General features: G+C 55.4%; 13 protein-coding genes and 1 pseudogene. 7 read left to right on the forward strand and 7 right to left on the reverse strand.

Annotation, left to right across the window (positions count from 1 at the left end; genetic code table 11):
* Positions 1-20 precede the first annotated feature (20 nt).
* The 4 genes from acrB (at position 21) to maa (ending at position 4,994) form a co-directional block, all read left to right on the forward strand.
* Positions 21-3,167 carry a multidrug efflux RND transporter permease subunit AcrB gene (gene acrB, locus FHW76_RS08380; RefSeq protein WP_008805437.1) on the forward strand — a complete coding sequence of 1,049 codons (3,147 nt, stop codon included), beginning with the start codon at positions 21-23 and terminating at the stop codon, positions 3,165-3,167.
* 482 nt (positions 3,168-3,649) lie between these two features.
* Positions 3,650-4,024, forward strand: coding sequence for an Hha toxicity modulator TomB (gene tomB, locus FHW76_RS08385; protein ID WP_008805436.1), 375 nt, complete (start codon positions 3,650-3,652; stop codon positions 4,022-4,024).
* Between the two features lie 26 nt (positions 4,025-4,050).
* Positions 4,051-4,269, forward strand: coding sequence for an HHA domain-containing protein (locus tag FHW76_RS08390; protein WP_002892050.1), 219 nt, complete (start codon positions 4,051-4,053; stop codon positions 4,267-4,269).
* A gap of 158 nt (positions 4,270-4,427) precedes the next feature.
* Entirely contained in the window at positions 4,428-4,994 is a 567-nt protein-coding gene (maa, locus tag FHW76_RS08395) for a maltose O-acetyltransferase (RefSeq protein WP_022066286.1), read from the forward strand.
* On the opposite strand, the pseudogene FHW76_RS08400 reads toward maa, so the two are convergent.
* Positions 4,966-5,103, reverse strand: a pseudogene (locus tag FHW76_RS08400) (hypothetical protein); the annotation flags it as partial. The gene maa and the pseudogene FHW76_RS08400 sit on opposite strands and share 29 nt — an antisense overlap.
* 27 nt (positions 5,104-5,130) lie before the next feature.
* Here FHW76_RS08400 and FHW76_RS08405 point away from each other — a divergent pair.
* Entirely contained in the window at positions 5,131-5,601 is a 471-nt protein-coding gene (locus FHW76_RS08405; RefSeq protein ID WP_008805434.1) for a YlaC family protein, read from the forward strand.
* On the opposite strand, the gene FHW76_RS08410 is transcribed toward FHW76_RS08405, so the two are convergent.
* The gene (locus tag FHW76_RS08410; protein ID WP_022066287.1) at positions 5,570-7,027 is read right to left on the reverse strand and encodes a PLP-dependent aminotransferase family protein; all 1,458 of its coding nucleotides are present in this window, start codon (positions 7,025-7,027) and stop codon (positions 5,570-5,572) included. The two genes, FHW76_RS08405 and FHW76_RS08410, sit on opposite strands and share 32 nt — an antisense overlap.
* Before the next feature lie 100 nt (positions 7,028-7,127).
* Between FHW76_RS08410 and FHW76_RS08415 the strand changes: the two genes are divergently transcribed.
* Entirely contained in the window at positions 7,128-7,826 is a 699-nt protein-coding gene (locus tag FHW76_RS08415) for a GNAT family N-acetyltransferase (protein WP_022066288.1), read from the forward strand.
* Here the strand turns inward: FHW76_RS08415 and ykgO are convergent.
* The 3 genes from ykgO to FHW76_RS08430 all read right to left on the reverse strand — a co-directional run bounded on the left by ykgO (position 7,823) and on the right by FHW76_RS08430 (position 9,412).
* On the reverse strand, positions 7,823-7,963 hold the full coding sequence (gene ykgO / locus FHW76_RS08420; RefSeq protein ID WP_002892018.1) for a type B 50S ribosomal protein L36: 141 nt from the start codon (positions 7,961-7,963) through the stop codon (positions 7,823-7,825). The two genes, FHW76_RS08415 and ykgO, sit on opposite strands and share 4 nt — an antisense overlap.
* The gene (locus tag FHW76_RS08425) at positions 7,963-8,226 is read right to left on the reverse strand and encodes a type B 50S ribosomal protein L31 (protein ID WP_008805431.1); all 264 of its coding nucleotides are present in this window, start codon (positions 8,224-8,226) and stop codon (positions 7,963-7,965) included. Before FHW76_RS08425 ends, ykgO begins: the two co-directional genes overlap by 1 nt.
* A 115-nt stretch (positions 8,227-8,341) precedes the next feature.
* Positions 8,342-9,412 carry a LacI family DNA-binding transcriptional regulator gene (locus tag FHW76_RS08430; RefSeq protein ID WP_008805430.1) on the reverse strand — a complete coding sequence of 357 codons (1,071 nt, stop codon included), beginning with the start codon at positions 9,410-9,412 and terminating at the stop codon, positions 8,342-8,344.
* Positions 9,413-9,682: 270 nt separating this feature from the next.
* Between FHW76_RS08430 and FHW76_RS08435 the strand changes: the two genes are divergently transcribed.
* Complete coding sequence (locus FHW76_RS08435; RefSeq protein WP_012542669.1) at positions 9,683-10,954, forward strand: maltoporin; 1,272 nt, start codon at positions 9,683-9,685, stop codon at positions 10,952-10,954.
* Positions 10,955-11,090: 136 nt separating this feature from the next.
* On the opposite strand, the gene FHW76_RS08440 is transcribed toward FHW76_RS08435, so the two are convergent.
* Positions 11,091-11,405, reverse strand: a complete 315-nt coding sequence (locus tag FHW76_RS08440) for a glucose PTS transporter subunit EIIB (RefSeq protein WP_012542670.1) — start codon at positions 11,403-11,405, stop codon at positions 11,091-11,093.
* 64 nt (positions 11,406-11,469) lie between these two features.
* Positions 11,470-13,527 (reverse strand): beta-galactosidase, encoded by a 2,058-nt coding sequence (locus FHW76_RS08445; RefSeq protein WP_012968817.1) that lies wholly within the window; start codon positions 13,525-13,527, stop codon positions 11,470-11,472.
* Between the last annotated feature and the right edge of the window lie 21 nt (positions 13,528-13,548).

The following is a 13,548-nucleotide window of genomic DNA, read 5'->3' on the forward strand; positions in this document are numbered from 1 at the left end:
TAAACAGGAGCCGTTAAGACATGCCTAATTTCTTTATCGATCGCCCCATATTTGCATGGGTGATCGCCATCATCATCATGCTGGCTGGGGGATTATCGATCCTCAAATTGCCGGTAGCGCAATATCCGACGATTGCGCCGCCAGCAATTTCCATTACCGCCATGTACCCCGGTGCTGACGCCGAAACTGTGCAGAACACCGTGACTCAGGTTATCGAACAGAATATGAACGGTATCGACCACCTGATGTACATGTCCTCCAATGGCGACTCCACCGGTACGGCGACCATCACCCTGACCTTCGAATCCGGTACCGATCCGGATATTGCCCAGGTTCAGGTTCAGAACAAGCTGGCGCTGGCGACGCCTCTGCTGCCGCAAGAAGTACAGCAGCAAGGGATTAGCGTTGAGAAAGCGTCCAGCAGCTTCCTGATGGTTGTCGGCGTTATTAACACCAACGGCACCATGAACCAGGACGATATTTCGGACTACGTGGCGGCCAACATGAAGGACCCGATCAGCCGTACCAGCGGTGTCGGCGACGTTCAGCTGTTCGGTTCCCAGTACGCGATGCGTATCTGGATGGATCCGAACAAACTGAACAACTTCCAGCTGACGCCGGTGGACGTGATCAGCGCCCTGAAAGCGCAGAACGCCCAGGTGGCCGCGGGTCAGTTAGGCGGTACGCCGCCGGTGAAAGGCCAGCAGCTTAACGCCTCGATCATCGCGCAAACCCGTCTGACCAATACCGAAGAGTTTGGCAACATTCTGCTGAAGGTGAACCAGGACGGTTCCCAGGTTCGTCTGCGCGATGTCGCCAAAATTGAGCTGGGCGGCGAAAGCTATGACGTAGTGGCGAAGTTTAACGGCCAGCCAGCATCGGGTCTGGGTATTAAACTGGCTACCGGCGCGAACGCGCTGGATACCGCCAACGCTATCCGTGCAGAACTGGCGAAGATGGAGCCGTTTTTCCCGTCGGGGATGAAGATCGTTTACCCGTATGACACCACACCGTTCGTGAAAATTTCTATTCACGAAGTGGTTAAAACGCTGGTGGAAGCGATCATCCTGGTGTTCCTGGTCATGTATCTGTTCCTGCAGAACTTCCGCGCCACGCTGATCCCGACCATCGCCGTACCGGTAGTCCTGTTAGGCACCTTCGCGGTGTTGGCGGCGTTTGGCTTCTCGATAAACACCCTGACGATGTTCGGGATGGTGCTCGCCATCGGCCTGTTGGTGGATGACGCCATCGTGGTGGTCGAGAACGTCGAGCGCGTAATGGCGGAAGAGGGTCTGCCGCCGAAAGAAGCGACGCGTAAATCGATGGGACAGATCCAGGGCGCGCTGGTCGGTATCGCCATGGTGCTGTCGGCGGTATTTATCCCGATGGCGTTCTTCGGCGGTTCAACCGGGGCCATCTATCGCCAGTTCTCCATCACCATCGTTTCTGCGATGGCGCTGTCGGTACTGGTGGCGTTGATCCTGACGCCAGCGCTGTGCGCCACCATGCTGAAGCCTATTCAGAAAGGCAGCCATGGCGCGACCACCGGTTTCTTCGGTTGGTTTAACCGCATGTTCGATAAGAGCACGCACCACTACACCGACAGCGTAGGCAACATTCTGCGCAGCACCGGTCGTTATCTGGTCCTGTATCTGATCATCGTGGTGGGCATGGCGTGGCTGTTCGTCCGTCTGCCGAGCTCGTTCCTGCCGGACGAGGACCAGGGGGTATTCCTGAGCATGGCGCAGCTGCCTGCCGGCGCCACCCAGGAGCGTACGCAGAAAGTGCTGGATGAGATGACGAATTACTATCTCACCAAAGAGAAGGACAACGTGGAATCCGTGTTTGCGGTTAACGGCTTCGGCTTCGCCGGCCGCGGCCAGAACACCGGCATCGCGTTCGTCTCGCTGAAAGACTGGAGCCAGCGTCCAGGTGAGGAAAACAAAGTTGAAGCGATCACCGGCCGGGCGATGGGCTACTTCTCGCAGATTAAAGATGCGATGGTGTTCGCCTTTAACCTGCCAGCTATCGTTGAACTGGGTACCGCGACCGGCTTTGACTTCCAGCTCATTGACCAGGGCGGTCTGGGCCACGAAAAACTGACCCAGGCGCGTAACCAGCTGTTTGGCATGGTGGCGCAGCACCCTGACGTGCTGACCGGCGTGCGCCCTAACGGCCTGGAAGATACACCGCAGTTTAAAATCGATATCGATCAGGAAAAAGCCCAGGCGCTGGGCGTCTCCATCAGCGACATTAACACCACGCTGGGCGCGGCCTGGGGCGGGAGCTATGTCAACGACTTTATCGACCGCGGCCGCGTGAAGAAAGTGTACATCATGTCTGAAGCGAAATACCGTATGCTGCCGGAAGACATCGGCAAGTGGTATGTTCGCGGCAGCGATGGTCAGATGGTGCCGTTCTCCGCCTTCTCTACTTCGCGTTGGGAATACGGTTCACCGCGTCTGGAACGCTACAACGGCCTGCCGTCCCTGGAAATTCTCGGCCAGGCAGCGCCAGGCAAGAGTACCGGTGAGGCGATGAGCCTGATGGAAGAGCTGGCGGGTAAACTGCCTTCCGGTATCGGCTACGACTGGACCGGGATGTCTTATCAGGAACGACTGTCCGGCAACCAGGCCCCTGCCCTGTATGCCATTTCGCTGATTGTCGTCTTCCTGTGTCTGGCAGCGCTGTATGAGAGCTGGTCAATTCCGTTCTCGGTCATGCTGGTCGTCCCGCTGGGTGTGGTCGGTGCGCTGTTAGCCGCTACCTTCCGCGGTTTAACCAACGACGTTTACTTCCAGGTGGGTCTGTTGACCACCATCGGCCTGTCGGCGAAGAACGCGATATTGATCGTTGAATTCGCCAAAGACCTGATGGAGAAAGAGGGTAAAGGGCTGATTGAGGCAACGCTTGAAGCAGTGCGTATGCGTCTGCGTCCGATCCTGATGACCTCCCTGGCGTTTATCCTCGGCGTTATGCCGCTGGTGATCAGCTCGGGTGCCGGCTCCGGCGCGCAGAACGCCGTCGGTACTGGCGTAATGGGCGGGATGGTGACCGCGACGATTCTGGCCATCTTCTTCGTGCCAGTGTTCTTCGTGGTGGTTCGTCGCCGCTTTAGCAAGAAATCGGAAGATATTGAGCACAGCCATCAGGTTGAGCATCATTAATCGTCACACTTGAACAAAGGGCCGCCTTCGCGGCCCTTTTTTTGTCCGTCGCAACAGGGCACATATTGCCATTGTTTATTTTTCACACTGCATTTAATATATATTGATATGGTCCTGGCTATTTTTTCACATTGCCTGGTACTTATGATCTTTACACACTCATTTACCAGGAATAATCCTAATACCAACGCCCGCGGCCGGCGGTTTCTGAACGCGACAGCTGCCTGCCTTAAGCCGATGATTGATAAGACTTCTCTATTTCTCGGGCTGTGCGCCAGGGCCTGCGAAATTAATTCGTCTATTTTTAAGATAATTTCTCTCTGATAATTGTAATTTTTCGTAATAGCACGATGAAATCTGTTGGAGAGTGGATTATAGTTAAATCAGCAGGATTACTCAGTTAGTGTCAGGTCGGTTAGTCGTGTTCATCCCACAACGGTGTTTGTTAGTCGTCGTTTAAACCACTCAAAAGGGGATGCGTTATGGACGAATACTCGCCAAAAAGACATGATATTGCACAGCTACGCTTTCTCTGCGAAACGCTGTATCATGACTGCCTTGCAAACCTGGAAGAGAGCAACCATGGCTGGGTCAACGACCCGACTTCGGCTGTCAATCTTCAGTTAAATGAATTGATCGAGCACATTGCCACATTCGCGCTTAATTATAAAATTAAGTACACTGAGGATAATAAACTGGTCGCTCAGGTTGACGAATATCTGGACGATACTTTTACCTTGTTCAGTAACTACGGCATTAACTCAACGGATTTGCAAAAGTGGAAAAAATCCGGTAATCGACTATTTCGTTGCTTTGTCAACGCCAGCCGGGAAAACCCGGCCAGTCTCTCGTGTTAGAATTATTACAATCAAAAGGTGGAATTATGTCTGATAAGCCATTAACTAAAACAGACTATTTGATGCGCTTACGTCGTTGCCAGACAATTGACACGCTGGAGCGCGTCATTGAAAAAAATAAATATGAACTGTCTGATAATGAACTGGCGGTATTTTACTCAGCCGCCGATCATCGTCTGGCTGAACTGACCATGAATAAGCTGTACGATAAGATCCCGACCTCAGTCTGGAAGTTTATCCGCTAATCGACGCGCACAACGTGGTCTGCTGACCGGACGATACGCGTCAGCCACCGCAGGGTATCTTTGTGATAGTCATCACATCATTCAGCTAACAGCAACCCTGTAACCGGTTTCTTTTTTATACTGCTACGGCCATCTCAAGTCAGGTATAAGGAAGACCCATGAGTGAAGAAAAACGTAAAATGATCGCCGGTGAGCTCTATTTATCTGGCGACCCAACGCTTCGCGCCGATCGCCTGCGCGCCAGACAGTTGTTACACCGTTATAATCATTCCTCCCCGGATGCGCAGGAAGAACGTCAGCATATTCTGGCCGAGCTGTTCGGTCGCGCCGGCGATGCGTATATCGAGCCAAGCTTTCGCTGCGACTACGGCTACAATATCTTTCTCGGCAACGCGTTTTACGCCAATTTTGACTGCGTGATGCTGGACGTCTGCCCTATTCATATTGGCGATAACTGCATGCTGGCGCCGGGCGTCCATATTTATACCGCCACCCATCCGCTGGATGCCGAAGCGCGTAACAGCGGCCAGGAATATGGCAAACCAGTGACCATCGGCCACAATGTGTGGATTGGTGGGCGGGCGGTAATCAATCCCGGGGTGATCATTGGTGATAATGCGGTCATTGCGTCCGGTGCAGTCGTCACCAAAGATGTACCGGCCGGGGCCGTTGTCGGCGGCAACCCGGCGCAGATCATTAAGCGCCTTCCGCTACCAAATCCGTAACTGTTATGGTTTTCTGTAACTGATCTGTTACTTTCGCCGTGGAATATTGCAACATAAAATAGCCTTCAGGCTAAGCCTGCCACGCCTGGTCCGCCGGGTGCGCACGGCTGGCTCATTGCAGAATTCGGGGACCAAGATGACAGAAATACAACGCCTGCTAACTCATACCATTGACGAACTCAACGTTCAGGAAAAACGCGATAATCGCCCGCGTTTTAGCATCAGTTTTATCCGCAACCATCCGGGGCTGTTTGTTGCCATGTATGCCGCGTTTCTGGCGACGCTGGTGGTCATGCTGCGCTCTGAAACGCTGGTAGACTCGGTCTGGTTGCTGGTGGTGCTGTTCATCCTGTTCAACGCCTTTTTCTTCTTTGATGTCTATCCGCGCTATCGTTATGAAGATATCGATGTCCTCGACTTTCGCGTGTGCTACAACGGGGAATGGTATAACACCCGCTTTGTTCCCCGGCAGCTGATCGAGCGTATTCTTCAGTCGCCGGATGTCGATAGCGAGCAGAAGGCGCAGCTCAAAAAGATGGTCGCCACCAAAGGCGAGCTCTCCTTCTACGACGTTTTTACGCTGACCCGCGCCGGTGCTGCACAATAAGACGATTTAGCGTCCGCAGCGCCAGCGGATAGCGGGAAGCAGAAGTATTACCATATCCCAGCACCAGCCCGCTCCGCCCCCGCTGCGGGTCGAGATAGAAATGACTTAACGCGGCAGGCGCCAGTTGAAACTGACGCGCCTGCTGCGCAATCGTCTGGTCATCGAACCCTTCCATTGCGACTGTCAAATGGAGCCCCCCTTCCCCGCCAAGGACCTCGCATGGCACGGTTATCTCTTGCGCCAGTGCCTCACGCAGCTGTTGTTGGCGCTTGCGGTACAGGCGACGCATGGCCGCCAGATGGCGAGCATAGTGCCCCTTCTCAATAAACCTGGCCAGCGCCCGCTGTTCCGTGCGGTGTCCTCCACGCAGCAACGTGCCAATCACATCCTGAACGGCATCCGCCAGCGCAGGCGGCATCACCATGAAGCCAATACGCAGCGCCGGAAAGAGCGTTTTGCTGAAGGTACCGAGATACACCACCGGGGCATCCGGCACCATCCCCAGCATCGCCGGGATCGGCTCTCCGCTATGGCGAAACTCGCTGTCGTAGTCATCCTCCACAATCCACGCCCCGTGCAGGCGGGCGTACTCCACCAGCGCCAGACGTCGCGCGGCGCTCATGACGCTCCCGAGGGGATACTGATGAGAGGGAGAGGTGAAGATCAGCCGGGGCGGCTCCGCGACGCCGTTGGCAATCCCCATCCCTTCGTCATCGACCGCCATTCCGCTGACCCGCAGCCCTGCGCGCTGGAAACTGCTCCTGGCCCCCAGGTACCCCGGCTCTTCCACCCACACGCTGTCGCCTGGATCCGTCAACAGCGAAGCGCATAAGTTCACCCCTTCCAGCGCCCCTTCGGTAATGACAATCTGCCGAATATCGCAACGGATCCCCCGGGAGAGCGCCAGATGACGAGCGATAGCCTCCCGCAGCAAGGGGTCGCCTGCCGCCTCGCCATAGCCCAGCAGTGCGCTGCCCTCGTCGCGTAAGACGTTATCCATCAGCCGCCGCCACAGCGGCAACGGGAAATAGTTCACCGCCGGCATGCCAGGGGTAAACAGCAGCGCCGGAGAGTCGCGGCGCATTGCGGCTGGCAGCCCTTGCAGCCGTTCAGGCAGCACGACGGGCGGCACCTTCACGGGCTCTTCGCGGCAGGCGGCGAGCGGTACCACCTGCGTTCCCTGACGGCTCCGCATCAGGTATCCCTCCAGCGCCAGCTGCTCCAGGGCAGCATTGACCGTATTTCGCGACAGCTGCAGCCGTCCGGCCATCACCCGCGATCCGGGCAAACGGCAGTTGGCCGCCAGAGTTCCCTGCAGGATGGCATGGCGCAATGTGTGGTAAAGGGCCCGCTGCAGGGTTTCATCCGATCGGTGCTGTATCCCCTGCGTCACCAGCGTAAAAAAACCATCGTCCGGTATGTTCATCTCATCTCCTCGTGGCCCTATAAAAACATACGCCTGTGGCACTTTTTATGGAACCAGTGAGCGCGTACGCTGCCTGAAAAACCCCGCTAAGGAAACCGCAATGCGTGAATACAATCAGTTTGGACAGGAACTCGGCGCCGCGCTGCCTGACTGGCAACCGCGTCCATGGCCAGCACGGCAGATTTTACAGGGCAGCCGCTGTCGGCTCGAACCACTGACTCTCGCGCATGCCAGCGATCTGTTTGCTGCTCACCAGCTGGCGCCAGACGTCCGCAGCTGGACGTGGCTGCTGCGTGAACCTGAGAGCAACCTTGCAGAATTCAGTGCCTGGGTGGAGCAGGTCGCCACGCTGGCAGACCCGATCCATTTTGCCGTCGTTGACCAGCGGCAAGGGAAAGCGGTTGGCTCGCTGGCGTTAATGCGCATCGACGCCACCCACGGCGTGGTAGAGGTGGGACATGTGCATTTTTCACCGTTGCTGAGCCGAACGGCTATGGCCACCGAAGCGCACTGGCTGTTGATGCAGTATGTGTTTGATACGCTCGGTTATCGTCGCTATGAATGGAAATGTAATAGTCTCAATATGCCGTCGAGCCGGGCGGCAAGGCGGCTGGGTTTTCAGTACGAAGGACGTTTTCGCCAGGCACTGGTGAGCAAAGGACATAACCGGGATACGGACTGGTTTTCGGTGATAGACGGCGAATGGCCGCAGCTGGATAACGCCATGCGGCAATGGCTGGCCGCCGACAATTTTACCGCCGACGGCCAGCAGCGCCGCACTCTGGAGAGTTTCCGTTAACGACGTTTTTTGCGCCCCTGCACCGCTTTAAAGCGGGGGTTGCTCTTACAGATAACGTACAGCCGCCCTTTGCGCTTGACCAGCTGACAATCCGGGTGGCGCTGTTTGGCGCTGCGTAATGAGTTAACGACCTGCATCATGCCTTCCTTTTCGCATCAATAAAGCCGCCGAAGCGCTGACGGAACCGGGCCGCGCTGCCCTCGCTGGCGAAGGTTTTTTGTTTGCCGGTGTAGTACGGATGCGATTTCGAGGAGACGTCGATCGTCACATACGGAAAAGTTTCGCCGTCGAGTTCAATCACGCGATCGGTGCGGATGGTGGAACCGACTTTAAAATACTCATTAACGCTGGTGTCGTGAAACACCACCGTGCGATAGGGGGGATGGATATGGGCTTTCATGATGACCTCATCATTATGTTATAACATAACATTTAAGTTACGCCGTTCCACGACAAAGATCAACCATTTCAAATTAAGGGTAATGGGCCTAAGGCGAGTTTCCCCGCCTTAGGTTTCAGGGCGCCAGACGGTGGGCGATGGCGCGTAGCTGTTCCGCGATGGCCTGCAGATCTTTGCCTTGCTCAGTTCTGGCGCCGCTGGAATGACGTATCACCAGGCGCGCCGGCAGGATGGATGAAGTATGTGGCGCACCGCTGGTGCTGGCGAGGATCCGCCGCACCGCTTCTTTCCCCTGCAGATCGAGGTCCAGCGACACCGTACTCAGCGCCGGATAGAAAAAGGAGCTTTCGTAGGTATCGTCATAGCCAATGACGGACTTCTCCCCCGGCACCGCCACCTGGTGCTGATGGAAAGCGCTGAGCACCCCCAGCGCCATCTGGTCATTGCCCACCAGCACGGCGCTGAAATTGGGCGTTTCGCGCAGCATCTGCAGCGCGCCGGCATAGCCGCTTTGCGCATCCCAGTTGCCGTGCAGAACGGTCACCGGCTTCAGGCCGTAGCCCTCCAGAGTCTCCAGCCAGCTTTTCAGCCGGAGTTTGGCCGAGACGGAGCTGTCCGGCCCCGCCAGCAGCGCGATCTCCCGATGCCCCATCTCATAAAGATATTTGACGCTGGCCCGGGTGCCATCTGCCGGATTAAACGAAACGTTAAACACGGAACTGTAGGGGTCGACATCGAGAAAAAGGCAGACGATATCATCGTTGTCAGCGGCGATTTTCTGCGCCTGCTCGGTCTCCAGCGGCACGTTGATAATGACTTTATCCACCCGCTGAGATTTCAGTTCATTGATGGAATCCTGGATACTTTGGTTGACGCTCTCATCGATCATCGAAATCAGGACCTGGTAACCTTCCAGATTGGCATAGCGTTTTACCGCCGCCGCCACCTGGGAAGGCGCATGCCAGGCCAGCGAAATCGTCACCAGCCCGACCGTCTGACTCTCCTTCCCCACCAGCTGCTGCGCCAGCCGGTTTGGCACATAGCGTAAGGCCTCTATCGATTTCTCCACCTTGCGGCGCGTCGCTTCGGATACATTGGCAGATTTATTGAGTACCCTGGACACGGTCTGGTAAGAGACGCCCGCATGGCGTGCGACGTCTTCCAGAGTAGCGCTTTTAGACTTCATGGTCCGGTTCCTTATGTTGTTATCCCATGATTGTAACAGGGGCCATTTGAAAAAACGCTCACCGCCACCTTTCATCGCAAAATTACACCACAAAAAGTATTACGTTCACAACATGGTTAATTGTGAATCACCTCACCCATCACAACAAAAACCAGCATGATTATTTGCACTTAGTCACACAATAATCATATCTCGTTTGCCTGAAGTTACATTTAGGCATTTTATGACATCAGTTATGTGAACGTAATACAAAACAATAAGAGGATAGAGATGAATACGACACTGCGCGCCCTTTCCGCCGCGTTAGCCGCTGCGCTAATCGCCCCTTCCGCGTTTGCGGCGACCGCCGCAATCCCGAGTATCGATTTCCATGGCTATATGCGCGCCGGGGTTGGGGTCTCCGGCGATGGTAGTGAAGCGGAATGGCAAAAGAACAAGCTGGGCCGGTTGGGTAATGAATCGGATACCTATGGTGAGTTGGAGCTGGGCTCCGAGGTCTACAAGAAAGATGACGTCAGCTTCTATCTCGACAGCATGGTCAGCATGGTCTCCGACGGCTCTAACGATAATGAAACCACGCTGAATGATGATGCACAGTTCGGTTTACGTCAGCTGAACCTGCAGATCAAAGGGCTGATCCCCGGCGATCCGAATGCAGTGATTTGGGGGGGTAAACGTTACTACCAGCGCCACGATCTGCACATCATCGATACCAAATACTGGAACATATCCGGCTCCGGGGCCGGGGTGGAAAACTACACCCTCGGCCCTGGCGCCGTCTCGCTGGCCTGGATCCGCGGCGATGCCAACGACGTTGACTATCGTGTCGATGGCGACAGCAACGTCAATATTAACTATATCGATTTACGCTATGCAGGCTGGAAGCCGTGGTCGGGTTCGTGGACCGAATTCGGCATCGACTACGCCATGCCGAACACCACCAAAAAACAGGACAGCTACGGCGGGCTGTACGATGCCGAGAATGGCGTGATGCTGACCGGTGAAATCAGTCAGGATATGCTGGGCGGCTATAACAAAACCGTGCTGCAGTATGCCAACAAAGGGCTGGCGCAGAACATGGTCTCCCAGGGCGGCGGCTGGTACGATATGTGGAACTACGTGAACGATGCCACCGGCTATCGCGTGATTAACACCGGCCTGATCCCGATTACCGAAAAGTTCTCCATCAACCACGTCCTGACCTGGGGCTCGGCGGATGACATTACCGACTACACTGACAAAACGCGGATGCTGTCGCTGGTTGCCCGCGGGCAGTATCAGTTCACCGACTACGTCCGCCTGATTGGCGAAGTCGGCGGTTTCTATCAGAAAGACAGCTATAACAATGGCACCAGCTACAAACAGGCCGGTGAGAAATATACCATTGCGCTGGGCCTGGCGGACGGGCCGGACTTTATGTCACGCCCGGAATTACGCATTTTTGCTTCATACCTGAATGATTCCGAAGATGGTAAACCGTTTGAAGACCAGACGGCGAATAATACCTGGAATTTCGGCGTGCAGGTTGAGGCCTGGTGGTAATATCGCGCTGGTAAGACAAATACGTTATTTATATCTCCAACTGTAAGGTCATTAATTACCCTCCGGTAATCATTATTGCCACTGCTGTCTTTGTCTTATTTTCGGGATAACCTGTTTTCAGGTTATCCCGTTTTATTTATTTCCTGGTAGCAAAATGCTCATCCAGCAATTGACGCAGCGCATCGGACTGCTTACCGAAAATAGCATGCACCTGCTGGCCGAGAATAATGACGCCCAGCGCGCCCTGCTGCTGTAATGCGTCAGTATCCACGGCCGCAAGGTGACGAACCGTCACCCGCAGACGAGTAATACAGGCATCCACTTGCGTAATATTCGCTTCACCGCCGAAGGCCTGAATAAGCGCCTCGATTTGCTGTTTTTCCGCCTCGCTTAACGGCTGTGCCGGACGTGCAGGAGAGAAATAGTGCAGAAAGGATTTTAAACTCACCATCATAAGCTCCAGGTTTAAGATAAAAAAAAGCCTGCTCGTCAGAGCAGGCATGGAGAAGAAGAAATTACGCGTGGCGACGAAGAATACGGCAATCCCATGCTGAGAGGATCAGCGGGTCCGGCGCCGCCGCGTCGGTCAGGCAATCCCGATACCCCGGCGGCAGAGTCAGAGTATGACTTTGCGCGCTGTAGTTCTGCAGGAAGACAAACGTGCTCTCACCGTCGGTGCGCGCGGTAGCCACTACGCCGGGCGGTAAATCCGCCGCTATCGCTCGTGGCAGATCCAGCTCCCTGCTCAGGGCAGCAAAGAAATCGCGCTGGAAGGCTAAATCGTTGCGGGAGGCGACATGCCAGGCTTTACCTTTCCCGAAACCGTTCACCGTCACCGCCGGCCGTCCGGCATAGAAATCATCCCGGTAGGTGGCCAGCGTCTGAGCGCTCTCGGTATGGATTAGTTCACAGAGATGGCGCACCTGATAGGGACCCTGCAGACCGCACTGATTCCCGGCAAGCCCCTGCACAAGATTAAACTCGCCGTCATTCAGACAGTCGATCTCTTCCGCCCAGATCCCCAGCAGATTGCGCAGCGGGCCCGGGAAGCCGCCGAGATAGCAGAGATCGGACTCATTGACGATGCCGGTCCAGTAGGTGGTCACCAGGTGGCCGCCGCTGGCGACAAACGCCTCTGCCCGCGCGGCAAAGCCGTCGCGCACCATATATAACATCGGGGCAATCACTAACCGGTATGGCGTTAAATCGACATCAGCGTCAATCACATCGACGGCAATGCCCTGTTCCCAGAACGGACGGTAGTGTTCGTTGACCGTCTTCTCATACTCCATACCCAGATTGCGCGGCCCCTGGGCGTCATCAAGCGCCCAGCGGTTTTGTTGGTCGAAGATAATCGCTACTTTCGCCTCGGTGCGACAACCCCGGACCTCTGGTAGCTTGCTCAGTATCTCGCCGAGCTGGCTGACTTCACGACCAATACGGGTATCAATGTGCCCGACGTGGTCAACCACCGCGCCGTGAAATTTCTCAACCGAACCGCGGCTTTTCCGCCACTGGAAATACTGCACCGAGTCGGCGCCATGCGCCACCGCCTGCAGCGAGGAGAGAATATGCATTCCCGGCTTCTTCAGTTTGCTGGTCGGCTGCCAGTTGGTGGCGCCTGGTGTGGACTCCATCAGCACAAACGGTTTGCCGCCCTTCAGGCTGCGCATCATGTCGTGATACATCGCGGTGTAGCAGGCCAGTGCGGTTTCGTCTTTATCGCGGTGCCACATCGGATAGCTGTCCCACGAGATAAAGTCCAGTGCCTTTGCCAGTTGCCAGTAGTCGTAATCGTAGAAATACTCCATAAAGTTAGTGGTCACCGGCAGGGAGGCGTTAGCCGCCTTCAGCGGGGCAATTTCATGGCGGCAGAAATCGGTCACCTGAGCGGTGTTAAAGCGATGCCAGTCAAGATTGAGACCGTGGATTGACACCTCTCCCTGTGGCGCAGGTGATTCAATCTGCGACCAGTCGGTATAGGTATGACTCCAGAAGGTGCTCCACCAGGCCTGGTTGAGGTTCTCCAGGGTCTGGTAACGCGCCTTCAGCCAGTCGCGAAAACGGTTCTGGCAGAGATCGCAATGGCATTCACCGCCATATTCATTGGAAATATGCCAGCCCAGTACCGCCGGGTGTGAAGAATAACGCTCTGCAAGCAGGGTATTGATTTTCAGGGTTTTCTCGCGATAGACCGGTGACGACATACAGTGGTTGTGACGGCCGCCGTGCAGGGCCGGCACCCGATCGCGTCCCACCCGCAGAACCTGCGGATAGCGCTGAGACATCCACGCCGGACGCGCGCCGCTCGGCGTGGCCAGAAAAACATGAATGCCGGCGGCATACAGTTTATCGAGGATAGTATCCAGCCAGGCGAAATTAAATACCCCTTCGCGTGGCTCCAGTTTCGCCCAGCTAAATATTCCCACCGACATCACATTGCATTTTGCCTGCTGCATCATGGCAATGTCTTTATCAATAATATCGGGGTCATTCTCCCATTGCTCCGGATTATAATCCGCGCCATGCAGCAGCGTACTAACCTTCGGATGTAAAGGTGCAAATTTATTCATAATAAACTTCCTGAAAAAAAC

Source organism: Klebsiella sp. RC2 (assembly GCF_014192815.1).
Classification (GTDB): domain Bacteria; phylum Pseudomonadota; class Gammaproteobacteria; order Enterobacterales; family Enterobacteriaceae; genus Klebsiella; species Klebsiella variicola.

What these genes read in the sequence shown, in the direction of transcription:
- FHW76_RS08435 (WP_012542669.1), top strand. Translation starts at nt 9,683, where the DNA reads ATGAATACGACACTGCGCGCCCTTTCCGCCGCGTTAGCCGCTGCGCTA.
- tomB (WP_008805436.1), top strand. Translation starts at nt 3,650, where the DNA reads ATGGACGAATACTCGCCAAAAAGACATGATATTGCACAGCTACGCTTT.
- FHW76_RS08390 (WP_002892050.1), top strand. Translation starts at nt 4,051, where the DNA reads ATGTCTGATAAGCCATTAACTAAAACAGACTATTTGATGCGCTTACGT.
- FHW76_RS08415 (WP_022066288.1), top strand. Translation starts at nt 7,128, where the DNA reads ATGCGTGAATACAATCAGTTTGGACAGGAACTCGGCGCCGCGCTGCCT.
- FHW76_RS08410 (WP_022066287.1), bottom strand. Translation starts at nt 7,027, where the DNA reads ATGAACATACCGGACGATGGTTTTTTTACGCTGGTGACGCAGGGGATA.
- FHW76_RS08440 (WP_012542670.1), bottom strand. Translation starts at nt 11,405, where the DNA reads ATGGTGAGTTTAAAATCCTTTCTGCACTATTTCTCTCCTGCACGTCCG.
- FHW76_RS08430 (WP_008805430.1), bottom strand. Translation starts at nt 9,412, where the DNA reads ATGAAGTCTAAAAGCGCTACTCTGGAAGACGTCGCACGCCATGCGGGC.
- FHW76_RS08425 (WP_008805431.1), bottom strand. Translation starts at nt 8,226, where the DNA reads ATGAAAGCCCATATCCATCCCCCCTATCGCACGGTGGTGTTTCACGAC.
- FHW76_RS08405 (WP_008805434.1), top strand. Translation starts at nt 5,131, where the DNA reads ATGACAGAAATACAACGCCTGCTAACTCATACCATTGACGAACTCAAC.
- FHW76_RS08445 (WP_012968817.1), bottom strand. Translation starts at nt 13,527, where the DNA reads ATGAATAAATTTGCACCTTTACATCCGAAGGTTAGTACGCTGCTGCAT.
- acrB (WP_008805437.1), top strand. Translation starts at nt 21, where the DNA reads ATGCCTAATTTCTTTATCGATCGCCCCATATTTGCATGGGTGATCGCC.
- ykgO (WP_002892018.1), bottom strand. Translation starts at nt 7,963, where the DNA reads ATGCAGGTCGTTAACTCATTACGCAGCGCCAAACAGCGCCACCCGGAT.
- maa (WP_022066286.1), top strand. Translation starts at nt 4,428, where the DNA reads ATGAGTGAAGAAAAACGTAAAATGATCGCCGGTGAGCTCTATTTATCT.